This window comes from Streptomyces sp. NPDC090088 (genome assembly GCF_044747345.1).
In the GTDB taxonomy this organism is placed as follows: domain Bacteria; phylum Actinomycetota; class Actinomycetes; order Streptomycetales; family Streptomycetaceae; genus Streptomyces.
The window spans coordinates 13,342-35,599 of record NZ_JBIVDZ010000010.1 but is presented as its reverse complement, the minus strand read 5'-3'; the positions used below and the strand labels follow the sequence as shown (position 1 = coordinate 35,599).

The 22,258-nt window shown below is 72.9% G+C and carries 16 protein-coding genes and 1 pseudogene; 5 read left to right on the top strand and 12 right to left on the bottom strand.

Annotation, left to right across the window (positions count from 1 at the left end; all coding sequences use genetic code 11):
* Positions 1-46 precede the first annotated feature (46 nt).
* Complete coding sequence (locus ACIPSJ_RS39820; RefSeq protein ID WP_359226028.1) at positions 47-694, top strand: hypothetical protein; 648 nt, start codon at positions 47-49, stop codon at positions 692-694.
* Positions 695-904: 210 nt separating this feature from the next.
* On the opposite strand, the gene ACIPSJ_RS39815 is transcribed toward ACIPSJ_RS39820, so the two are convergent.
* The 3 genes from ACIPSJ_RS39815 to ACIPSJ_RS39805 form a co-directional block, all read right to left on the bottom strand.
* Positions 905-5,308, bottom strand: a complete 4,404-nt coding sequence (locus ACIPSJ_RS39815) for an FtsK/SpoIIIE domain-containing protein (protein ID WP_401354036.1) — start codon at positions 5,306-5,308, stop codon at positions 905-907.
* 75 nt (positions 5,309-5,383) lie between these two features.
* On the bottom strand, positions 5,384-5,677 hold the full coding sequence (locus ACIPSJ_RS39810) for a WXG100 family type VII secretion target (protein WP_359214592.1): 294 nt from the start codon (positions 5,675-5,677) through the stop codon (positions 5,384-5,386).
* A gap of 80 nt (positions 5,678-5,757) precedes the next feature.
* Complete coding sequence (locus ACIPSJ_RS39805; protein WP_401353162.1) at positions 5,758-7,656, bottom strand: putative T7SS-secreted protein; 1,899 nt, start codon at positions 7,654-7,656, stop codon at positions 5,758-5,760.
* 163 nt (positions 7,657-7,819) lie between these two features.
* Between ACIPSJ_RS39805 and ACIPSJ_RS39800 the strand changes: the two genes are divergently transcribed.
* Entirely contained in the window at positions 7,820-9,229 is a 1,410-nt protein-coding gene (locus tag ACIPSJ_RS39800; protein ID WP_401353160.1) for a hypothetical protein, read from the top strand.
* Here the strand turns inward: ACIPSJ_RS39800 and ACIPSJ_RS39795 are convergent.
* The 3 genes and pseudogenes from ACIPSJ_RS39795 to ACIPSJ_RS39785 form a co-directional block, all read right to left on the bottom strand.
* On the bottom strand, positions 9,213-9,776 hold the full coding sequence (locus tag ACIPSJ_RS39795) for a sigma-70 family RNA polymerase sigma factor (protein WP_401353158.1): 564 nt from the start codon (positions 9,774-9,776) through the stop codon (positions 9,213-9,215). The genes ACIPSJ_RS39800 and ACIPSJ_RS39795 overlap by 17 nt on opposite strands.
* A 96-nt stretch (positions 9,777-9,872) precedes the next feature.
* Positions 9,873-12,755, bottom strand: a complete 2,883-nt coding sequence (locus ACIPSJ_RS39790) for an AfsR/SARP family transcriptional regulator (protein ID WP_401354034.1) — start codon at positions 12,753-12,755, stop codon at positions 9,873-9,875.
* Positions 12,756-13,007: 252 nt separating this feature from the next.
* Positions 13,008-13,244, bottom strand: a pseudogene (locus ACIPSJ_RS39785) (SDR family oxidoreductase); the annotation flags it as partial.
* A gap of 245 nt (positions 13,245-13,489) precedes the next feature.
* Here ACIPSJ_RS39785 and ACIPSJ_RS39780 point away from each other — a divergent pair.
* A complete protein-coding gene (locus ACIPSJ_RS39780; protein ID WP_401353156.1) occupies positions 13,490-14,431 on the top strand; it encodes a D-2-hydroxyacid dehydrogenase family protein in 942 nt (313 codons plus the stop codon).
* A gap of 84 nt (positions 14,432-14,515) precedes the next feature.
* On the opposite strand, the gene ACIPSJ_RS39775 is transcribed toward ACIPSJ_RS39780, so the two are convergent.
* The 6 genes from ACIPSJ_RS39775 to ACIPSJ_RS39750 all read right to left on the bottom strand — a co-directional run bounded on the left by ACIPSJ_RS39775 (position 14,516) and on the right by ACIPSJ_RS39750 (position 21,317).
* Positions 14,516-15,760, bottom strand: coding sequence for a ThuA domain-containing protein (locus tag ACIPSJ_RS39775; RefSeq protein ID WP_401353154.1), 1,245 nt, complete (start codon positions 15,758-15,760; stop codon positions 14,516-14,518).
* Between the two features lie 119 nt (positions 15,761-15,879).
* Positions 15,880-16,749, bottom strand: coding sequence for a carbohydrate ABC transporter permease (locus tag ACIPSJ_RS39770; protein ID WP_401353152.1), 870 nt, complete (start codon positions 16,747-16,749; stop codon positions 15,880-15,882).
* A complete protein-coding gene (locus ACIPSJ_RS39765) occupies positions 16,746-17,705 on the bottom strand; it encodes a carbohydrate ABC transporter permease (RefSeq protein ID WP_401353150.1) in 960 nt (319 codons plus the stop codon). Before ACIPSJ_RS39765 ends, ACIPSJ_RS39770 begins: the two co-directional genes overlap by 4 nt.
* Complete coding sequence (locus ACIPSJ_RS39760; protein WP_401353148.1) at positions 17,699-19,102, bottom strand: extracellular solute-binding protein; 1,404 nt, start codon at positions 19,100-19,102, stop codon at positions 17,699-17,701. The genes ACIPSJ_RS39765 and ACIPSJ_RS39760 overlap by 7 nt, the downstream gene beginning before the upstream one ends.
* Positions 19,099-20,088 (bottom strand): GNAT family N-acetyltransferase, encoded by a 990-nt coding sequence (locus tag ACIPSJ_RS39755; RefSeq protein WP_401353146.1) that lies wholly within the window; start codon positions 20,086-20,088, stop codon positions 19,099-19,101. Before ACIPSJ_RS39755 ends, ACIPSJ_RS39760 begins: the two co-directional genes overlap by 4 nt.
* 32 nt (positions 20,089-20,120) lie before the next feature.
* Positions 20,121-21,317 carry an exo-beta-N-acetylmuramidase NamZ domain-containing protein gene (locus tag ACIPSJ_RS39750; protein WP_401353144.1) on the bottom strand — a complete coding sequence of 399 codons (1,197 nt, stop codon included), beginning with the start codon at positions 21,315-21,317 and terminating at the stop codon, positions 20,121-20,123.
* Between the two features lie 251 nt (positions 21,318-21,568).
* Between ACIPSJ_RS39750 and ACIPSJ_RS39745 the strand changes: the two genes are divergently transcribed.
* Positions 21,569-21,757, top strand: a complete 189-nt coding sequence (locus ACIPSJ_RS39745) for a hypothetical protein (protein WP_355722011.1) — start codon at positions 21,569-21,571, stop codon at positions 21,755-21,757.
* A 176-nt stretch (positions 21,758-21,933) separates the two neighbouring features.
* A complete protein-coding gene (locus ACIPSJ_RS39740) occupies positions 21,934-22,248 on the top strand; it encodes a hypothetical protein (protein ID WP_401353142.1) in 315 nt (104 codons plus the stop codon).
* Positions 22,249-22,258 lie beyond the last annotated feature (10 nt).

Genomic DNA, 22,258 nt, shown 5'->3' with positions numbered 1-22,258 from the left:
ATCCCCCGACTTGTCCACCACTTCCCCCGAAGGCGACGGCCGACCGATGAGCACCGCACAACGATTTCTGCTGGACATCCCGGACCAGTGGCAGCAGGTGGACCTGAGCGGCGAGGAACTCGCCAGGACCCGCGCCCAGGCGCTCGCCTCGACCGAGGACCCGCGGGAGAAGGCACGGATCAACGACATGTTCCGGCAGGGCCGGGAGGTGACCCGGGCGGCCCGCCGGTACGGGGCGCTGCTGGCCGCGGGCACGGCGACGATGTACACGGAGGGCCTGTTCATGGCCTACGGCATGGTCTTCGCCGTGAGCACGCCCGAGGGCGAGGAGCTCACGCTGCCCGTGCTGTCCGCCCGGCTCGGGGTCTCCTCGGCGACCGGCGTGGCGCCCAGGGACCGGGTCATCGCCTCGGCCCGCGTGCCGCACGTGGGCACGGTGGCCCGGGTGACCGGCACCGAGGTGACCCGGCTGACCGGGGACATCGACGTCAAGCTGCTGACCATGCACACGATGATGCCGGTGCCGGGCAGCGCCGAGGACTTCCTCGTGGTCACCCTCGCCAGCCCCAACCTGCCGCTGAAGAGCGAGGTGTACGACCTCTTCGACGCCATCACCAGCACGTTCCGGTTCGTCACGGACGACGGTGTCCAGGTCCCCCCGGACGGCGACCGGACCGACGGCGTGGCCGCCTGACCCGCCGCACGAAAGCCCGAAGGGCGGCCGGACCCCCACGGTCCGGCCGCCCTTCTCCGCTCCCCGGGTCCGGCCGCCGTGCCGGACCCGGGGAGCGGACGGGAGGCACACCCCGACGGGGGCGGGGTGCGCCTCCCTGTCTCAGAAGCCCCGTCTCACAGGCCCCGTCTCACAGGCCCCGTCTCACGGGCCCGGTCTCAAAGCCGGGCCTCACCGGCCCGCCGCGTCGGTCTCCAGGGTTTCCAGGAGCGGCACCTGGACCGCCCGCAGGGTGCCGTCGCCCAGGTGCAGCAGGCCCCGGCCGGGCTGCGGGGCCTGTCCGACGACGCCCCGGCTCAGCTTCACGCCGATGACCTCGCCGTCGCTCAGCCCCTGCGGGGAGAGCAGCATGCCGGTGCGGTTGCGCTTCACCTGGCCCATCCAGCCGGCCAGGCTGAGCGACAGCGACTCGGCGTTGCCGGCCGCGAGGACGCCCCAGCCGGTTCCGGCGCCGCCCCGGGCGAGCAGCGCGAGGTCGGGGTCGATCTCGGATCCCATGAACAGTTCGGCGTCGTCCACGACGATCACCCCGTTCTCCTCGGGCACGTTGCCCAGCGCCTGCCGGAACTCCTGCGCGGGCACCTCGGCGTCGGTGATGACGACGGCCACCCCGGGCCTGCCCCGCAGCTGCCGCAGCGGCGAGCGGCGGGGCGCCAGCACGATGAGGCCGGTCCCGGCGGCGAGGAGCGACTCCGCGGCAGCGAGCAGCGCGGTGCTGCGGCCGGTGCGCGGCGGACCGGCGATCACGAAGGTCGGTACGTCCGCCAGGTCGGGGCCGAGCGAGGTGAGGGTGTCCCCGCCGACGGCGACCAGCGGACGCATCGGCCCGCCGCGGGTGTGCAGGGCGAGCGCGTCGGCGTAGGCGATCCGGTCGGGCAGGACGTCGAGCCGGATCGGGCGCCGGGCGGCGGGCACCGCGGCCTCGCGTTCGGTCAGCTCCTGTCCCAGGGTGACCAGGATCCCGGCCTGCGCGCTGCCGGCGAGGTCCTCGCCGAGGACCGCGATCTGGGCCTCGCTGAGGTCCTGGGTGCGGATGCCGCGCCCCGGCGCGGGGTCGGTGGGCGCGGACTTGGAGGGGATGCCGACGCTGGAGTAGTCCTGGCGGTCGTTGAGCCTGAGGACGATCTTGTCCTCGGTGGTGCCGGAGAACCGGCTGCTGCCGAGCACCCGGTCACCGGCGAGGACGACATGGATGCCGACGCCCGCTCCGTCGCGCAGCAGCCGGATCATGCGTTCCATGTAGCTGCCGTTGTCGTAGGCGGTGAACTCGCGCTCGAAGACCTCGAAGCGGTCCACCATCAGCACGATGTGGGCGAGCCGTTCCTCGGCGGGCTGGGCCCGGCGCAGTTCGGTCAGGTCGGCCGTGCCGCGTGCGCCCAGGATACTCTGGCGGGCGGTGAGTTCGGCGCCGAGGCGGTCCAGGAGCCGGCCGAGTCGCTCGATCTGGTTGCGGTCGACGACGGCTCCGCAGTGCGGCAGCGCGGTCAGGGCGTTGAGCGCGCCGTTGCCGCAGTCGATGCCGTACAGGTGGACGTCGTCGGCGCCGTGGGCCTGGCCGAGGGCGGCGGCCAGGGTGCGCAGGGTCTGCGAGCGGCCGCTGCGGGGCGAGCCGACGATGTGCAGATGACCGGCCCGATCGAGGTCGAGGACCAGGGGGACGCGGGTCTGCTGGGCGGGCAGGTCGACCAGTCCGTACTCGACGGCGGGCAGGGCCGCCTCCCGCTCGGCGGCGGGCTTGGGCGCGGGCGGCGGGGTCCACGGCAGCAGGCCGGGCAGCGGCGGCAGCCAGGGGCTGGGCTGGCGGGGGACGTCGGCGAGGCGGGACGCCTGGGCGACGGCTCCCGCGAGCACCGCGAGGTCGGTGACGGCCTCGGTCCGCGCCCCGCCCGAGCCGCCTCGGGAGCGGGCGGCCGGCAGCGGCCCGCCGAGGTTCTGCCAGGTCACCGGTTCGGCGCGGACGGCCACCTCGGTGCCCTCGGCGGCCTGGCCGCCGGGACGACGGCCGCCGACCCGGCCCGCCTGGAACGGCAGCAGGGCCGAGGGCCCGAGCCGGGCGTAGGCGCGGCCGGGGTTGGCCGGGGAGATGTCCCCTGAGTCGGGGGCGTCGATGATGTCGCGGCTCTCGCTGGTGTCGGTGGTGCGCAGCGCGATCCGCAGGTTGGTGTTGGCGCGGATGTCCGGGGTGACCGCGCCGCCGGGCCGCTGGGTGGCCAGCACCAGGTGGATGCCGAGCGAGCGGCCGCGCTGCGCGATGTTGACCAACCCGGAGATGAACTCGGGCAGTTCGCGGGCCATGGAGGCGAACTCGTCGATGACCAGCAGCAGTCGGGGCAGCGGGGGCAGCACGTTGCCGCCGCGGGCGCGCTTGTCGAGGTAGTCCTCGATGTCCTTGGCGCTCGCCTGCGCCAACTGGGTTTCCCGGCGGCGCAGTTCGGCGCCGAGGGAGACCAGCGCCCGCTCCACGAGCCGGGTGTCGAGGTCGGTGACCAGACCGACGGTGTGCGGCAGGTCGGCGCATTCGGCGAAGGCGCTGCCGCCCTTGTAGTCGACGAGCACGAACGTCATCTCGTCGGGCCGGTTGACCACGGCGAGGGTGGCGACGAGGGTCTGCAGCAGCTCGGACTTGCCGGCGCCGGTGGTGCCGGCGATGAGGGCGTGCGGGCCGTCGCGGACCAGGTCGACGGCGAACTCGCCGTCGTAGCCGACGCCGAGCAGCGCCCGGGTGCTGCGGCCGCCGAGCGACCAGCCGGCCACCACGGCCTCGGCGGTGGGCGGTTCGATGTGCAGCAGGTCCAGCAGGCGTACGGAGCCGGGCAGCGCGCTCTCGTCGCTGTCGCCGACACCGCGCAGCGGGGCCAGGGCGCGGGCGAAGTGCTCGTACCAGTCGGCCTCCGGCGAGTCGCTGCGCACGTTCTCCAGGGCGGCGCCGGAGCCGGTGCGCACCCGGGAGGTGGTGGCGCCCGGTTCGGTGACGACGACGGCGCCGCACTCCTCGGGCAGCAGCCGCTCCTCGCGGTCGATGCAGAGGGTGTGGACGCCGACGGAGGGGCCGTCCCGCAGGAGGGCGATCACGCCGGGCAGCGAGCGGGCCCGGCGGGCCTGTTCGAGGACGACCAGGATGTCGGGGTAGCCGTTCGCCCCGCCGCGGGTGACGTCGGGTCCGGCGGCCGTGCGGGCGGCGACGAGCTGGCCGAGTTCGCCGATGCGCCGGGCGAGGGACTCGGCGGTGCTGCCGATGAGGGCGTAGGCGTCCTCGCCCTGGGCCTGGCTGTGGGGCAGCCAGCGGGTCCAGGACCAGTCGTGTTCGCCGTCGGGTCCGGCGAGGACGACGATCCGCAGGTCGGCGGGGCTGTGCAGGGCGGCGGCCTGGGCGGTCAGCCAGCCGGCGAGCCGGGTGGCGCCCGGTCCGGCGACACCCGCGACACCGGCCCGGCGCAGCGCCACGGAGACCGGCACCTGGTTCAGCCAGGGCACGGTGCCGCGCCGGTGCTCGTCCTGCTCCGGGTCGTCGACGCTCACCGACGAGGGCAGGTCGGTGGTGCCGACCCGCATCGCGAGGAAGTCGGGGTCCTGCCAACGGCGTTCCCACAGCCGCTCCGAGGGCTGGACGGCCATCTGGAGGAGCGTCGCCGGATCGGGCAGCGACAGCCGCAGGTTGTGCTGTTCCTCCAGCACGGCCGCGTCGATGTCCGCGCGGACCCGGGCCAGCGTCCCGTCGTACTCCTCCTTCTTCTCCAGGTACTTGAGCATCGCCTGCTTCCGGCCGCCGAACTGGGTGACCAGGGCCGCGATCGGGGAGAGCAGGGCGATGAAGACGAAGGACCAGCGGTGGGTGACGAAGATGGCGATCGCCGCGCTGCCCGCGGGCAGCAGCAGGATCGGCAGCAGCGGGATGGGCCGCTTGTCGGGCTTGACCGGCGGGGCGGGCAGCCGGAACTTGGCGCCGGCGGCGGGCGGCAGGAACCTCGGCGGCCGGTTGAACTCCAGGCCGAGACCGTCCTGGGCCGGGGTCAGCGGGGCGCGGGCCGTCGGGCGTGAGGTCAGCTCCAGCAGGATGTCGCCGACGGCGAGCTGGCTGCCCTCCCGCCACGGGGCGGGCCCCTGAGCGGGCTTGCCGTCGACCAACGCACCGTTCGCCATGAGGAGTTCGGCGCCGCCGTCGAGACGGACCCGGACCCGGGCGGCGAGCGGCGGGGCGCCGTCGGCGAGCCGGATCCGGCACAGCGGGCCGCTGCCGATGTCGTAGTCGCCGGGGACGAGCCGGAAGACGGTTCCGGCGCCGGGGCCCGACACCAGCCGGACCTCGGTGCGGCCCTCGGGCTCGGGCTCCCTCGGCAGAGGGGCGCCGAGCCCGAGGTCCATGCCGTCCCGCACCCCGGCGCCCTGGAGGGTGGTGTGCGGGTCGACGGGGGTCGCGCCGATGTACAGGGGCGGCTCCCCCGCGGCCGCTCCGGCATACCCGACGGCCCGTGCCAGCTCGGCCGCGAACCTGCCCGTCTGCGCGGACGGTTCGGTTTCCACGGCGACGGTGGCGGACACCCCCTCGACCTCAGGGTCACGCACGCTGACGGTCAATCGCACTGCTCATCGTCCTTCTCGTGTGGAGGTGGGTGCGGCACCGCCCGCCGTGGCGGCGGCCGGGCCGGTGGGTCAGGACAGGTTGGAGCCGAGCTGGCTGTCGGTCTGGTCGAAGGCCTCACCGACGGACTTCACGTACTGGCCGATCCCCTGGAGACCCTGGTTGACCTGGTCGAAGCCCTTGGCGAACTCGTCGAAGAACGGCGAGAACTTCTGCTGGGCGGCCGGCGTGCTGTAGCCGTCGGCGAGCAGGTTGGAGATCTTGCCCTTGACCTCGTTGAGCTTGTCCTGGAGCTGGGAGAAGTCGGCGAGCAGGGCCTGCGAAGTGGACGAGGTGGTGTCGGAGTTGACGGCGTAGTTGGGCATGGGAGTACTCCTTGCTGGTTGTCGGTGCGATCCGTCCCGGTCGGGGACGGAGGACTGGGTGTGCGGACGGCCGGCGGCGGTCAGCCGCCGCCGGTGCCCGGACTGTCCACGGGGCTCGTCGGCGCGGTGACGAACCCGTCGCCGGACGAGGACGATGACGAGGCCGAGGACGGGGACGGCGACTCGCTGCCGGCGTTCGACTGCGAGCCGGACGTGTCGATGGGCGCGAGCGTCGGGCGCCCCGGGGAGGAACCGCTGTCCGGGGTGGTGGGCGAGGGCGGCGTCGCGTCGCCGGAGTTCGGTGACGACGGGTGCGCGGAGGTCGGGGTGGACGGCAGCGGCACACTCACGGGATCCACCGGGGCCGGAGTGGACGGCCGCGAACCCGTCGGAGACGCCGGAACCGGCACACTCGCCGGATCCGCCGGAGCCACCGGAGCCGGGTGGGCACCGGCAGGCGTGTGTGCGGGGTCCGGCACCGACGGCTGCGCCCCGGCCGGCCCGTGCCCGGAGTCCGGCGCGGGGGCCGGTGTGTTCGCGGGTCCGGTCGACGGCCTGGGGCTGCCCTTGATGGGGATCTTGTCGGCGATGCCGTCGATCGAGCGGCCGAGGCCGGCCTTTCCGACCGGGCCCGCGCCGAGCTTCGGGGCGGAGTTGGCGATCTCGCCGGCCGCGACCTCGTTGAGGTCGCCGCCCTGGGCGACGCCCACGCCGATCTTGGTGCCGAGGGTGGCGCCCTCCTCGACGAAGCCGCCGACCTGGTCCGCGGCCCGCTTGCCCACGGTGTCCCCGGCCGCCGGTGCCGTGGTGTCGCCGAACCGGCCGCCCTTGCCCTCCTCGACCGGCGGATTGCCGCGCCTCTTCCCGATGCTGCCGATGCCGCCCTTGAAGGCGGCGCCGGCCACCGCTCCGGCCGCGGCCCCCGCGAACACGCCCGCAGGGGTGATCTGGTCGTGGTTGGCCGCCTTGGCGCCCGCCTCCAGCGCCGAGTTCTTCAGGAAGTTGCCGATGACCTCCGCGCCCACCTTGCCGACGGGGTTGGCGAGGACACCGCTCACGATCTTGCTGTTGGTGACGGACTCCCCGATCTTGGTGATCGAGCCGGTGCTCTTGGCGATGAACCCGGAGTTCTTCACCGCGGCCACCGCGGCGGGGGCGATCGCCTCGACCGCCCGGCCGCCGAGCTTGAGCAGGGAGCCGCCGGGGACGATCCCGAGCAGACCCACGATGAAGTCACCGGCTTTGATACCGCCGGTCTGACTGGCTATCACTTGATTGAAGACGAACAGCGCGCCCGCCAGCAGCGCACCCACCACCGGGAAGAACACCGCCACGACGGCGACGAGCGCGGCCAGCAGGATCTGGACGAACGGGAAGTCCTTGAAGAAGTCGGCGATCTTCTGGAAGATGTTCCGCTCCGGAATCGCCTCCTGCGCGGCCCGGTCCAGCACGTCGGCGCACTGGCGCTGCGCGCTCTCCCGCATCGACTTCGCCTGTTCGGCCAGGCTCTTGGCCGCGTTCAGCTCGGACTTGCCGGTGTCGATGGCGTCCTGGGTGCTGCGTGCCTCGGACTTCTCCTGGTCCGTGGGGTTCGCGCTGAGCTGCTTGGGCGCCTGGTTCGCCTGCGGTGCGGCGGACCGCGCCTGGTCCACCGCCCGGTCGAAGGTGTCCTGCGCCTCGCGCAGCTTCGGCATGTAGTCGCTGTAGGCCTGGGCCGCGTCGTGGTAGGAGGTCATGGTCTTGGTCAGCTTGTCGGGGAGATCGTCGCCGATCTTCTCCTTCAGCTGGTCCATCGCCGAACCGCGGCCCTGCGAGATCGTGCCGTCCTTCTTCAGGACGTTCAGCGCCTTCTCCGCGGCGTCCCCGATGTCCCGGTACCGCGTCATCACACCCTGGATCAGGTCGGGGTCGCCGGGCGTCGGGTCCGAGTCCATGCCGACGAGCTGGAAGTCCTCGGGACTCGCGTGCCGACGTGCCATTGGGGTCCCCCGGTCCGGTGCCTGTGAGTGCGGTTCGCCAGGTACACGGGGTCGGTGTCACGAAGGGTTCAACCCGATGCGCGCCCGGTCCGCTTCGAACTCTTTCACCGGGCGGCTCCGTGTAGTCGGTGCAACGGAACCAGAGAGGGCATGGGTGGACAGGATGAGCAGCAGCACGGACCACGGGTCCGGGCCCGGGCCGGCGACCCCCGCGGTACGCACACTTCTGCGCGCCCTGGTGGCGCTGCTGGCGGCGTGCCTCGTGGCGCTGGGCGGTGCCGCCGCCGCGCACGCGGCCCCCGACGACGATCTGATCAAGGTGTTCGTGGTCCCGGACCCGGCGCGGACGGGCGGTCAGCTCGCCACCCTGCAGTCGATCGCCGGCGCCACGCTGGGCGACGCCTCGCGGTCCGGTGAGATCCTCGCCCTCAACCGCGGTCAGGCGCAGAAGGACGGCGGGGCCCTGAACAGCCCGGACGACCAGCTGCACCCCGGCTGGATCCTGCGGCTGCCGCAGGACGCCTCGGGACCCGATGTGCAACTGGCCCGGGACACCGGGGCCCAGGGCGGCGCCACCTCCGCTCCCCCGGCGTCCGGACAGCGGTCCTCCGCGACGTTCACCTTTCCGCTGGCCGCGGCCGTCGCGGTGCTCGGCACGATCCTGCTGGCGCTGATCACCGCCGGAATCGTCGGCAGGCGCAAGGTGCGGACCGCGTACGCCGCCGTCCGCCGCGCCGTGCGCCGGCTCGGCGAACCGATGCGGCGCAGGCGCCGGCTGACGCAGCGCCAGGCGACGGGCCGCCGGTTCGCCACCGACGCGGATTCGGTACGACGGGCCTACGGCACCCTCGGCGAGTTCGGGCCCACCCGGCAGCAGCCGGAACGGCCGGTGCACGCGCTGCGGGTGGACGGCACGGGGGTCACGGTGTGGCTGACGGCCGCCGACACGGCCGACGCCCCGTGGACGAACCTCGACGGCACCCGCTGGCGCCGTCCCGCGGCCGCCACCGGCTGGCTGACCCGCGGCGAGGACACCGGGGCGACGTCCCAGGCCTCGATCGGCGCGGCCTGCCTGGTGCGGGCGGGCACGGATGCCGACGGCGAGCCGGTGTTCGTGGACCTCAGCCGGCTGGACGGGGTGCTCAGCGTGAGCGGGGACCGGGCGGTGGCCCGGGACGTCGTACAGAACCTGCTGGCCGAGATCGCGCGGACCCGCCCCGACACTCCGGTGACCGTGCTGCGCGGGGCGGACGGTGCCCTGCCGGTCGCGGTGCCGACGGGGCTGCGTCAGCTGCCCCGGGTCGACACCCCGGCCCCGGCGGCGCCCGCCGAGGGGCGGGGGACGGTGCGCGCCGGTGCCTCGCGCAGGCCGGTACGGGGGCTGGTCGTGGTGGCCGGGAGCCCGGACGGGCCGGCGTCGGCCGAGCTGGCCGCCCTGTGCGGACCGGGCGGTGCGGGCTGGACCGGACTGGTCTGCGGCGAGGCGAACGGCGCGCACTGGCGCTGGCACACCGACGCCGACGGCCATGTCGACATCCCGGTGCTGGATGTCCGGCTCACCGTTCCGGCGTGAGGTCCGGGGTGAGATCCGGGGCGCGGTCTTGGCCGGCCTTGGCGCGCAGGGTGCTGAGGGCGTAGTGCCGGCGGGACTTGACGGTCCCGGCCGGTATGCCGAGGAAGGCCGCCGTCTCCTGGGCGGTCCGGCCGCACAGGTAGGTGTGCAGCAGGACCTCCCGGTGCTCGGGGGACAGCTGCCGCAGCAGGTCCCTCGCCTCGACCGAGGCCAGCACGGCACCGGAGTGGTCGGGCAGCGGCACGTCCCGGTCGTCGGCGCCGATGGTCTCGTGCCGGGCGGCGGCGCTGCGCATCCGGTCGACGACGAGGTTGCGGGTGACCTTGAGGAGCCAGCCGCGCACCGACCCCTCCGTGCTGTAGAGGCGTTCCGCGTGCGGCCAGGCGCGGATGAGGGTCTCCTGGACGATGTCCTCCGCCGTGTGACGGTCGTTCAGGAGCTTCTCCGCGTAGGCGAGCAGGGCCTTCGCGTGGTCGGTCATCATCGTGTGCAGCAACTGGTCCCGCTGCGCGCCCGACGCGGGGCGCGCGTGCGTGGTCGTGGTCATCTTCGGGTTCCTGACGGGAATGCCGTACGCACCTCCCGCTCCGGTCGGAGCGGAACGGGGAGCGTAGGCAGGGCCCGCTTCCGGAACTCTGACGGTTTACTGACGGACCGCCGGATCCGCTGTTCCGAGTTCGTTCAGTCGCGCGCGGAGGTCCGCGGCCTCCGGATGGTCGATCTCTTCGAGGATGCCGAGTGCCTCGCGCCAGGCGAGCGCGGCCCGGGTGTCGTCGCGGGCCGCGCGGTGGGTGTCGCCGATGTGCACCAGGGTGTCGGCCTCCAGGTAGCGGTCGCGGCTCTCCCGGTACAGCAGCAGGGCCTGTTCGTAGCATTCGAGCGCCCGGGCGTGTGCGTGCAGGTGGTGGTGGGCGTAGCCGAGGCTGTCCCAGGCGGAGGCGGCGCCGTTGCGGTCACCGGACACCTGGTGGGCCGCGAGCGCCCGGGCGCACTCCTTGAGGGCGTCCTCGTAGGCGCCGGTCAGGATGTGCGTCCAGCCCACCTCGTTGGCGACGTACGCCTCGCCGCTGTGCCAGCCGACGGCACGGTAGAGGCTGCTCGCGTCGGCGTAGTGGCGGAGGGCCTCCGTGTGCCGTCCGCGCCGGTTGGCCAGGTAGGCGAAGTGGCGGTGGACCCGGCCCTGGCCCATCGCGTCGCCGGTCTCGCCGAACAGTTCGAGGGCGCGGGCGAGGTGGGCGTCCGCCTCGTCCCACCGGTCCAGGCGGCCGTTGGCGAACCCCAGCGCCTTGTGCCCGTGCGCCTGGCCGCGGATGTCGCCCAGCCGCTGGGCGGCGCCCAGGGCCGTGGCCTGCGCGGAGAGTTGCTCCTGCCAGCGGCCCGCGCGGTCCAGGTACAGGTCCAGGGTCGCGGCCAGCTGCCAGCTGAACTCACCGCTGCCGTCCCGCGCGTCCTGCTCGATCGCGGCGAGCACGACGGACCGGTTCGTCTCCAGCCAGCCGTTCGCGGCCGCCCGGTCGGGCAGGCGTGGGACGGTCACCCCGGTGGCGTGCGGGCGCAGCCGGAGGCGTTCCCGGGTGGGGGCGATGACGGTGTCGGCCGCGTGCACGGTGTGCAGGTAGTGGCCGAGCAGGCGGCGCCGGGCCGTGTCCAGGTCCTGCGCGCCGTCCTGGGCCCGGCCCAGTTCGCCGGCGTAGGCGCGGAGCAGTTCGTGGCAGCCGTAGCGGCCGGGTACGGGCTCGGTGAGCAGGTGGGCGCGGACCAACTCGGCGAGCAGCGGCCGTACCTGGCCGATCCGCTGCCCGGCCAGGCTGGCGACGGCGGCCACCGAGCAGTCGGGGCCCGGGTGCAGGGCCAGCAGCCGGAAGACGCGGGCGGCGGCGGGCGTGAGCAGTTGGTACGACCAGGAGAACGCGCTGCGTGCGTCCGCGACGGGCGCCTCCCCGGCGAACGCGTCGAGGCTGTCCTCGCTGTCGCGGAGTTCCTCGGCGACGGACGCGAGCGGGAACGTCGGGTTGACGACCGCGCGGGCGCCGACCACGGCCAGTGCCAGCGGGAGGCGGCCGCACAGGGCGATGATCTCCGCGACGGCGTCGGGTTCACGGGCGACGCGTTCGGCGCCGAGGCGGCGGGACAGGAACGCGTGCGCGTCCGCCTCGCTGAGCACGTCCAGGCTCAGGAAGTGCGCGCCCTCGCCGGCCACCAGGCCGTAGAGCTGGTTGCGGCTGGTGACGACGACCATGCAGCCGGGCGCGCCGGGCAGCAGGGGGCGGACGTGCTCGGTGTCCCGGGCGTTGTCGAGGACGATGAGGACGCGCCGGTCGGCGAGGAGGCTGCGGTACAGCGCGGCCTGGGCGTCCAGGCCCGCGGGGAGGCGTTGCGCGGGGACGCCGAACGCGTCGAGGAAGGACCGGATCGCCTCCGCCGCGCTCATGAGGGAGCCGGTGGGGTGGAAGCCGCGGAGATTGACGTAAAGCTGCCCGTCGGGGAAACGGTCGGCGACGCTGTGCGCCCAGTGCACGGCCAGGGTGGTCTTGCCGACGCCGGCCATGCCGCCGATGGCGCTGATCACCACCGTCGACGGCTGTTCGTCGCCGCTGGGCAACAGGTCCCGGACGCGCGCGAGTTCGCTGCGCCGGCCGGTGAAGGCAGCGAGGTCCACGGGCAGTTGGGCGGGGCGCACGGTGACAGCGACGGCGAGGGCCGGCGCTGCCGCCGCGGCCTCGGCCGGGCCGGCCGCGCCCGCGGCGGACCCGGCCGGTTCGGTGCCCTCGGACCGGGTGGCGGTACGGCCGAGGACGCGCTGGTGGGCGGCCTGGAGTTCGGGGCCCGGCTGGACGCCCAACTCGTCGGCGAGCCGGGTGCGTACGGTGCGGTGGACGTCCAGTGCCTCGGCCTGGTGCCCGGTGGCCGCGAGCACCAGGATGAGCCTGGCCTGGAGTCCTTCGTCCAGCGGGTGCTGGGCCGCGGCCTGCCTCAGGGTCACCAGGACCCGTGCGCCCAGCCCGCCGCCGGCCTCCAGGGCGAGTTCGGCGGCCTCCTTGACGGCGGCCAGGTGCTCGTCGTCGAGCGCGGTGAAGGAGGGGTGGGACCGCACCTCGGCCGATGTCCCGGAGGCCGCGGGCCCGCGCCACAGCGCCAGCGCCTCCATCAACAGCTCGGTGGCGGCGGCCGGTTGCCCGTCCTGTGCCGCCTCGTCGGCCTGGCGCCGCAGGGCCCGGAAGCGCAGCAGGTCGAGGGAGTCGGCGTCGACGTCGAGGCGGTACCCGCCCGAGCCACGCACCAGCCACCGGGACTCGCCCCTGGCCGGGAGGTCGGGTTCGAGCAGCCGGCGCAGCGCGCCGATGTGCCGCTGGACGACGTTCACGGCGGTGTCCGGCGGGTCCTGTCCCCAGAGCGCGTCGACTATCTCGTGGACGGCCACCGGATGCCCGGCCGCGGTCAGCAGCAGCGCGAGCAGCGCACGCTCCTTGGGCGGTCCCAGCACCAGTTCCGTGTCGCCGCGCCAGGCCCGGACGGGTCCGAGCACGGCGAATCGTGTACGCAACGAGTCCCCTGTACCGACGGTGACGACATGAACGGCCGCCGCGTCCGGCCTTCGGGGCCGCGCGGCTCCGGACGAGCATAAAGTCCGTACGGACCCGCCCGCGCACGGTCGCGCCGCCACGGAGCGTCGCCCGCACCGAACCGGCCACGCGGCGGGCTCGTCCGACCGGCGAAGTCCCCGCGACCCCGGTCCCGGTGCCCGGACCGGCTGGACGGCGACCCGGCCTCCGTCGACCGGCAGGATCGCTCCGTGGTCGTAGCTGGACCGGCCGGTGACGAGGAACATGATGGCCTCGGCGATCTCCTCGGCCGTGCCCGGGCGGCGTCCGGCCGCCGTGGTCTCGCCCAGCTGTCTCAGGGCATCTCCCCGGGCGGCGGTGCCCTCGGTGTACATCGGGCCGAGGCGGACCGCGTGGACCCGGCCCCCCTCGGCCCGTACTCGGCGGCCCAGGCCTTCGTCAGCAGTCGACATCGCCGGGGGCTTCGTGGCCGCGCAGTACGTCGGCGACACCGAGGAAGCGGACGGAATCAGGTTCCCGACCAGGCGGCGGAGGCGGACATCGTGTTCCTCGCGGTGCCGTTCTTCGCCGTCCCGGACCTGACCGATCTCACCGCCCGGGCCCGGTCGGCTGACGCGTCGGCCGGTACCGTCCACGATCACGACCGTCGCGCATTCACTGTGCGAACGTGAAGGCACCGGCAGCGAGAGGAACCCCCATGAGGATCGCGATCCTGGACGACTACCAGAGCGTGGCGCTCGGCCTGGCCGACTGGGACTCGCTCGACGCCGAGGTGGAGGTCTTCACCGACCCCTTCGCGAACGAGGGGGAGGTCGTGGCGGCGCTCGCCGGGTACGACGTCGTGGTGGCGATGCGGGAGCGGACGCCGTTCCCGTCCTCGACCCTGAGCGCGTTGCCCCGTCTGAAGCTGCTGGTCACCACCGGGCCGGTCAACGCGGCGATCGACGTGGACGCCGCACGCCGAGCGGACGTCACCGTCTGCGGCACCGGGTATTTCTCCTACCCGACGGTCGAACTCACCTGGGGGCTGATCCTTTCCGCGGCCCGGCTGATCCCGCAGCAGGTGGACTCCGTCCGCCGGGGCGGCTGGCAGCAGGGCCTGGGGACGAGTCTGCGGGGCGCGACGCTGGGAGTGCTGGGCCTCGGCCGGCTGGGGACGGCGGTGGCGGAGATCGGGCGTGCCTTCGGCATGCGGACCATCGCCTGGAGCCAGAATCTGACGCCCGCGGACGCGGCGGCGAAAGGAGCGGAACACGTGGCGCGGGACGAGTTGTTCAGGCGCTCCGACGTGCTGAGCATTCACGTCGTGCTCAGCGGGCGGACCCGGGGGCTGGTCGGCCGGCGCGAACTGGACCTCATGAAATCGACGGCGATCCTGGTGAACACCTCGCGTGGCCCCGTGGTGGACGAGACGGCACTGATCACGGCGCTCACCGAGAAGCGGATCGCCTCGGCGGCGCTGGACGTCTTCGACCGCGAACCGCTGCCCGCCGATCACCCTCTGCGTTCGCTGCCGAACGCCGTGGTCACCCCGCACATCGGCTATGTGAGCCGGGATCTGTACGAGGTGTTCTACCGGGACGCGGTCGAGGACATCGCCGCGTGGAGCGCCGGAACACCGGTGCGAACCCTTACCTGACCGTCCGGAAGGGTCGCCGTCTCCCGTCGCCGGCGTGCTGCCGGGCAGCGGCACGCCGGCGTCGTACAGGACCCTGCCGGTGGCTCAGGACGGCAGCGTCCAGCTCTGGTTGGCGGCTGCGGAGCAGGTCCAGATCTGCAGCCGGGTGCCGTTGGCCGAACTGGGGCCGGTGGCGTCGAGGCACTTGCCCGACTGCGGGTTGACCAGGGAGCCGTTCGAGCCCGCCTGCCAGACCTGCGAGCGGGAGCCGTTGCAGTCGTACAGCTGGACCTTGGTGCCGTTGGCGGTGCCGGCCCCGGTGACGTCCATGCACTTGCCGAGCGCGGTGAGCGTCCCGGTACTGGAGACCGTCCAGTTCTGCGCGGCGGTGCCGTTGCAGTCGTAGAGCTGCACCGCGGTGCCGTTGGCGGTGGCCGCGCCCGCGATGTCCACGCATTTGCCGCCGTAGCCGTGGATCGGGCCGGTGGTGGTCGTGGGCGGGGTGACCGGGCCGGACTGGCCGGCGGCCCACTTGATCTCCTGCAGCAGGAGCTGGTTCTGCTGGGCGCTCGCGAACGTGGACGACAGGGTGGTGTTGGTCGCGTAGTCCATCGCGTTGTGGCCGAAGTTGTTGTAGACCATCCTGTAGGTGCGGTTGGACCAGACGATCGGGTAATAGCCGCTGTACCAGGTCTGGTTGGGGTCGGTGCCGATCGGGAAGGTCGAGGGGGCCATCGAGGCGAGGATGTCGATGGCCGGGTTCTGCCGCAGGTCGTTCTGCCAGCTGTACCACTCGCTGACCGAGGACGTGATGGTGGACGGGAGGTTCGCGGTCGCCGGGTGCGAGGGGTCGTCGATCTGCAGTGTCTCCTGCGTCGGCCCCCAGGTGTTGCTCCTGAAGGTGCCGGTGCCGAGGAACGTGTTGTGGTACCAGGGCCAGTCACTGGTGTCGTCGTTGTACGCCGACACGTGGAAGCCGATGAAACCGCCGCCGCCCGCCATGTACGTCTGGAAGGCCGCCTGCTGGGAGGCGGTGTGCGGGTAGTCGTCGAGGAACATGACGACCTGGTAGCCGGCGAGGGTCGCGGCGTTGAGCCGGCTCCAGTCCGTGGTCGCCGTGTAGGTGAAGCCGTTGGCCGCACCGGCCTGCGGGAACCAGGTGTTGGCCTCGTGGTCGAAGCTGATGTGTGCCGCGTCGTAGGTGCCGTCGTAGAAGGCGATCACGTTGACGGTGGTGGCGGCGCGGGCGCTGGATACGGGCCCCGCCTGGACGCCCAGCACCACGGCGACCAGCGCGAACAGTCTCAGCAGGGTACGGGGCCAGGATATGTGCGAGTGGGGGGTGATCATGCGAGGACCTTCCTCGGGCGTGACCGCAGATTGACATGTGCACGTGTTCTGCATTGAAGGCCCCGGTTCACGTACATGTCAATGGTTCAGACCAACAGTCGGCGCCTGCTCCTCGACGCCTACTTGAGGCCGCTCAGCATCACGCCCCGGATGTAGTACTTCTGCAGCAGCAGGAAGAGGACCAGCACCGGCAGGATGCTCAGGACGAGACCGGCCATGACGATCGGCAGCGTGCGGGTCGGGTCGACGTAGTCCTGCAGGAGCTGGATGCCGACGGGCAGGGTCATCACACCAGGGTTGGCGGTCGAGACGAGCAGCGCCCAGATGTACTCGTTCCAGGCGTCGACGAAGGTCAGCAGGCCGAGGGTGACCAGGACCGGCTTGGTCTGCGGGAGGACGATCCGCCACCACACGGTGAACTCGCCGGCGCCGTCGATGCGCGCCGCCTCCAGGACCTCGTCCGGGATCGACACCATGAACTGCCGCATCAGGAAGATCCCGAAGCTGCTGACGAGGAACGGCATGGCGAGCGCCACGATGCTGACGGTCAGCCCCGCGCCGCCGCGCCCGAGCAGGTCGTTGCCGCCCGCCAGCGGCCAGTGCACCAGGATCAGGAAGTGCGGGATGAAGAAGAGGAACGGCGGGAACATCATCGTCGACAGCACGAGCCGGAAGACCAGGTCCCGGCCCGGGAAGCGGAGTTTGGCGAGCGCGTAGCCGGCCAGCGACGAGGTGAACAGCACCGACCCGGTGATCAGGCCCGTGGCGACGACGCTGTTGCGGAAGAGCACCGGGAGATCGAGCTGGTGGATCGCCGCCCGGTAGTTGGACAGGTCGAACACCTCGGGCAGGAACCGGTACGGCAGGGTGCCGGCCTCGCCCGGTCCCTTGAAGGACGTCATCAGCATGTCGGCGAACGGCACCACGGTGAGCACCGCGCCGGTGACGACCAGCAGATACGACAGCCACGGGAAACGGCGGCGGATCACGCGTCCTCCCCCTTGCGCCGGAACAACCACAACTGGACCAGGGTGACCGCGAGGACCACCGTGAACAGCACGAAGGCGGCGGCGCTGGCGGTACCCCAGTCGCCGTAGGAGAAGGCCTGCCGGTACATCTCGAGGGCGGCCACGTTCGTCGCGTCCCCGGGGCCGCCCTTGGTCATCACGATGATCAGCGCGAACGACTGGAGTCCGGTGAGGAACTGGGTGACGCACACGAACAGCAGGGACGGCCGCAGCAGCGGCAGGGTGATCCGCCAGAAGACGGTGACGGGGCCGGCGCCATCGAGGGCGGCGGCCTCGTAGTACGACTCGGGGATGGACTTCAGCCCGGCGGTCAGCACGAGGATGGCCGAGCCGACGGAGGCCCAGGCCTGGACGACCACCACCGCGGGCAGCGCGGTGTCCGGGTCCTGGAGGAAGGCCGTCGAGCCGAGGCCGACGGCGTTGAGGACGCCGTTGACGAGGCCGCCCGGCTCGTACATGTACTTCCAGACGTTGCCGACGGCGACGACGGTCGTGACGATCGGCAGGAAGTACAGGGTGCGCCAGAGCCCCTGGAACCGCAGCTTGTCGATGCAGGTGGCGACGAGCACCGACCCGGTGAGCGCGAGCACCACGGTGCCCAGGGCGAACAGCAGGGTGTTGACGAGGATCGGCGTCAGGAACGTCGAACCGTCCGCGAAGAGGGCGGCGAAGTTGTCCAGGCCGGCCGGGTCGATGTCGCCCAGGTCGAAGCCCGCCCAGTGGGACGTGGACAGCAGCAGCGCGAAGCCGAGCGGCAGGAGCAGGAAGACGGCGTAGAACAGCAGGGTCGGCGCCAGGAAGAGGTAGGCGACGACGGCTTGGCGGCGCCGGTGCCGGTCGCGGGCGCGGAGGCCGACGGCGGGCTCGTCGCGCGTCGCCCGTTCGGTCGTCTCCGGTGCCAGGGTGGCGTTCACCATGACCGCGACACCTCCTGGTCGACCTGACGGCGGGTGGTGCGCAGGGCCTCGTCGACGGTCTGCTGACCGGTCCACAGGGCCTCGATGTTCTTGCGCAGCAGGGACTTGGCCTGCTGGGCGCCGGGCACGTTCGGCTCGGGCACGGCGTACGCCAGCGCGTCCAGGAACGGGTGCAGGTTCGGGTCGCCGCCCGCGCCGAGCAGGGTGCGCATGTCGTCGGCGCGCCCGGTCAGCGAGCCGACCGACGCCTGCAGGGCGCTCATCCGGGTCGCGCCGTTCACCTTCTCGGCGTTGAGCCAGCGCAGGAACTCCCAGGCCTGCTGCGGGTGTTCGCCGGCCGCGTTGACCCCGAGCATGAAGCCGGTGGAGAGCGTGGCCCGCTCGCCGCCCGCCGCCGGGAGGGGCACGGGGGCGACACCGACGTCCCGGTAGTCCCTGCCCATCAGGCCCTTCAGGTTCGTGGTCCACCACCCGGCGCTGATCACCATGGCCACCTGCCCCGAAGCGAACGCCTTGTAGACGTTGACGCCGGGGGCGCTCGCACCCCTCGCGACGAGCCGGTGCTCCAGATCGAACACGGCCCGCCCGGCCGGTGAGTCGATGGCGGTGCTCCGGCCGTCCGCGGAGACGAACCGTCCGCCGGCGGCGTTGAGCAGCGCGAGGGTCTGGCCCACGGTGGTCGAGTCGTCGAAGTCCGACAGCCCGAACCCCTGGACGAGCGTGTTGCCGTACCGGTCCTGCCGTGCGGTCCGGTAGGCGGTGTCCTCCAGCTCCCGCCAGGTGCGCGGCGGGCCCTGGACGCCGGCCTCGCGCAGCAGCCGCTTGTTGTAGTAGAGGGCGTAGGTCTGCATCTCGGTGGGGTAGCCGTAGACCTCGCCCGCCACGGAGGCGGCGCCCGCCGCGGCCTCGCCGTAACCGCGTCGGATCTCCTTCGCGTGCCCGGGCGGCGCGGGCCGCAGCACACCGGCCCGCACGAGCTGGCCGTTCCACAGGCAGTACGGGTGGAGGATGTCGGTGCCCTGGCCCGCCGCCTGCCGGACCATGATGGTGGTCAGCAGGTCGGTGAACTCGACGGCCTTGGTCACCACCTTGACTCGGTCGTGCGTGGCGTTCCACTCGTCCACCGGGCCCTGGAGTGCCTTCTTCAGCTCCCCGCTCGCGTAGTGGGAGAGCAGGGTGAGGACGATCGGGTCACCGGGCCGCCCGGTGCCCTGATGCGGCGCGGCGCAGCCGGCGGCCAGCAGCGCCGGGGGCAGCGCGAGCGCGAGGCGGCGACGGCTCAGGCGGTTGCGGCCGGTGCGCGGTGTCGGCTCAAGGCGGTCAAGGCGGTCAAGGCCGACCGGTCCGTCGGGTCCGTCCGGTCCGTCCGGTCCGTCCGGTAGGGGTGGCGGTGTCATGGGGTGGTGTCCTCCCGGCGCAGTACGCGGAACACCCGGGTCGTGGTGAAGCCGGTCTTGCGGTAGAGGTGGCCGGCCGGGGACTGGGCGCCGGTCCACAGGAACCACGCGGAGTGCGCCCGCAGGGCCCGCATCCGCTCCAGGACCAGGTGGAGGAGGACCTCGCCGAGTCCGGTGCCGCGCATCTCCTCCAGCACCCCGATCGGTCCGAACCGCTCGTCCACCGCGTCGAACGCGCCGTGCATCGCCCAGCCGACCATGCGGCCTCCGGGGTCCCGGGCGACGACGATCCGGTCGAGCGGGGTGCCCGCCGTCAGACACGCCCGGATCGTGCACGCCCAGTCAGGTCCGAAACGGGTCCCGGCGAGCGCGAGCAGATCCACCAGGTCGTCGTCGGCCGGGGTGGTGAACCGGAAGCCGCGCGCCGTCAGTTCGCCGACCCTGCGCGCGATCTCGTCCGGGAGGCGGTAGCCGACCAGGACCCGGTCCATCGCCGCCGCCTCGTACAGCGTGCGGAACCCCAGGGAGTCGAGGAGTCCGGCCGCCTCCGGATAGGCCTCGGCGTCCAGGCCGGGAAAGACGTAGTTCGGGGTGTACGAGGAGAAGTCCACCCGGGTACGGCCGTGACCGTGCAGCCAGTCGAGGGCTTCGGTGAGCAGCCGGCGGCCGAGGCCGCGCCCGCGGGCGGCCGGGTCGACGAAGAAGAACGGGATCCAGCCCTGGTCCGGCTCCAGGTCGGTGCCGGCCATCGGGGTCAGCCGGCGCACCGCGTAGGCGGCGCCGACGACCTGGTCGCCGTCGACGGCGACCCTGAGCCCCTCCGGATCGAAGTTGGGGTCGAGCAGCACCAGCGAGCGGAAGCGGTCCGGGGTGATGGGGTCGGCGGGCGCGCTCCTGCGCCATGCCTCCACCAGCCGCGGGCCGTCGCCCGCGCGAAAGCCCCGGATCCCGGCCCCGGCCCGGGTCGTCGTCGTGGTTTCGGTCATCGACGGGTGGTCCTTCCGAGCGCAGCGGCGGATCAGGGGTAGAGCAGTACGTCGTCGCCGGCCCACCGGCCGGGCGGCTCCGGTGGATCGCACAGCGGCAGCGGGTCCTCGTCCGCGTCGACGGCGCGGCGCAGCCGGTCGGACCCCCACAGCAGGTCGACGAAGTGCCGGTGCCCGGTCCCCTCCGCACCGCCGTCCGCGGTCTGCCAGGCGAAGTCGTCCGGGTACAGCCGGCGTAGCGCGGCGATCATCGCGACGGCGGTGCGGACGGGGGCGAACGCCGCGCGGTCGGTGATGTGCAGCTGGACTCCGCGCAGCGTCCGTCCGGCGTGCTTGTGGAAGGCCGGTACGAACCGCAGATCACGGAAGCGCACTCCGGGCAGGGCGAGTTCGGCGAGCGCGGGGGCGAACCGCGCGTCGATGTAGGGGGCTCCGACGATCTCGAAGGGCTGGGTGGTGCCCCGGCCCTCCGAGAGGTTCGTGCCCTCGAACAGACAGGTGCCGGGGTACACGAGGGCGGTGGCGGGCGTCGGGATGTTGGGCGACGGCGCGACCCACGGCAGTCCGCCGGCCACCGCGTCCATGGCGCGCCGCCAGCCCACGGTTTCCACGACCGTCAGGTCGGCGGCACGGCCGGCCGCTCGCGGGACGGCGCGGGCGTTGAGGTGTCCGGCGAGCTCACCGCAGGTGAGGCCGTGCCGGACGGGGACCGGGGCTCGCCCGACGAAGCTGGCCCACCCCGGGTCCAGCCGCGGGCCCTCGCTCACCAGTCCGCCGAGCGGGTTCGGCCGGTCGGCGACCACGAAGCGGACGCCCGTCCTGGCCGCCGAGACCATCAGGTCGAACATGGTCCACACATAGGTGTAGAACCTGGACCCGATGTCCTGGAGGTCGTAGACCAGGGCGTCGACGCCGCTGTCGATGAGCAGTTTGTCGAGCCGCTCGCCGTCGCACCGGTAGGTGTCGTACACGGGCAGTCCGGTGTCCGGGTCGACCCGGGCGGGCTCGCTCTCGCCGGCCTGGCCGGTCCCGTGCAGTCCGTGCTCGGGGCCGAAGAGGGCGACCAGGGGCGCGCCGGCCGCGAGCAGGGCCGGTGCGGCCGGGCGCAGATCGGGCAGGACACCGGTGTGGTTGGTCACCAGTCCGAACCGGCCCGGCCCCGCGAGCGCGGGCGACGCGTACAGCCGTGCGATCCCGGTCGTCACCGCGACGCGGTCGTCCGTGCTCATCCCTTGCCCCGTCCGCCGGTGACGCCCCGCCAACAATGTTCGGGAATTTACCCCTATGTCCGGCGCATCCCGCAATGAATCGCCGAGGGTCCGCGCACCCCGTCCGTCGCCCGTCCGCCACCCGCCCCTCCCCGGCCACGGCCCGCCCGACCGCCGCCACCCCGATCACACCCAGGGGACCCGATTGCCCCGAAGGTGTGATGCCGCCGGTCACTCCGACTCCCCTGCGCGTCAACGGCGTTGGAACAGGCATGGGCCTCAGCGACATCCCCTCCTTCGCCCAACTGTCCGACGCCTACTGGCTGGACAGTCCGCACCTGGGCGAACACACACCGGACCCGGCACCCCCGCAACCGCCTCCCGGCTCCCCGTGGCGGACGGCGATGGTCGGTCTGTCCGCCCTCACCATCGCGGTCGCGTTGATCGTGGCACTGGTGTGAACACCCCCCGGACCCGGCCCCGTCCGCCACAACACGCCGACGGGGGTCGCCCGGACGTGGGAAGTTTCCGTGTCGCCGGGACATCCGGGTGCGGTGACGGTGTGTGATGGCGCCTGGCTTCGGTCGTTCCGTGGCCCCCGTTGTCGCCGTCGTCATCGCTCACGAAGGACATCACGATGCGTCTCTGCCGTCCGCTCGCCGTCGCTCTCGGCGGGCTTGCCCTCGCCGTCATCACCATGGGTCCGGCGGCCGCCGCCGAAGGCTCCTTCGTCTGGGTGGGGCCGAAGGGCAAGGCGTACGCCATCCAGAACCCGCCGGACCGCAAGTGCCTGGAGATGGCCCAGGAGGCACGCGGACCGCAGAACGCCACGAAGAAGGCGCTGGTCGTCTACAGCAAGGCGAAGTGCAAGGGCACCGCGCGCCGCATCGCCTCCGGCCACTCCGCCTCCGGTAACGTGCACTTCGCCAGCGTGGTCTTCAACCCCCGCTAGACCGAAGCCC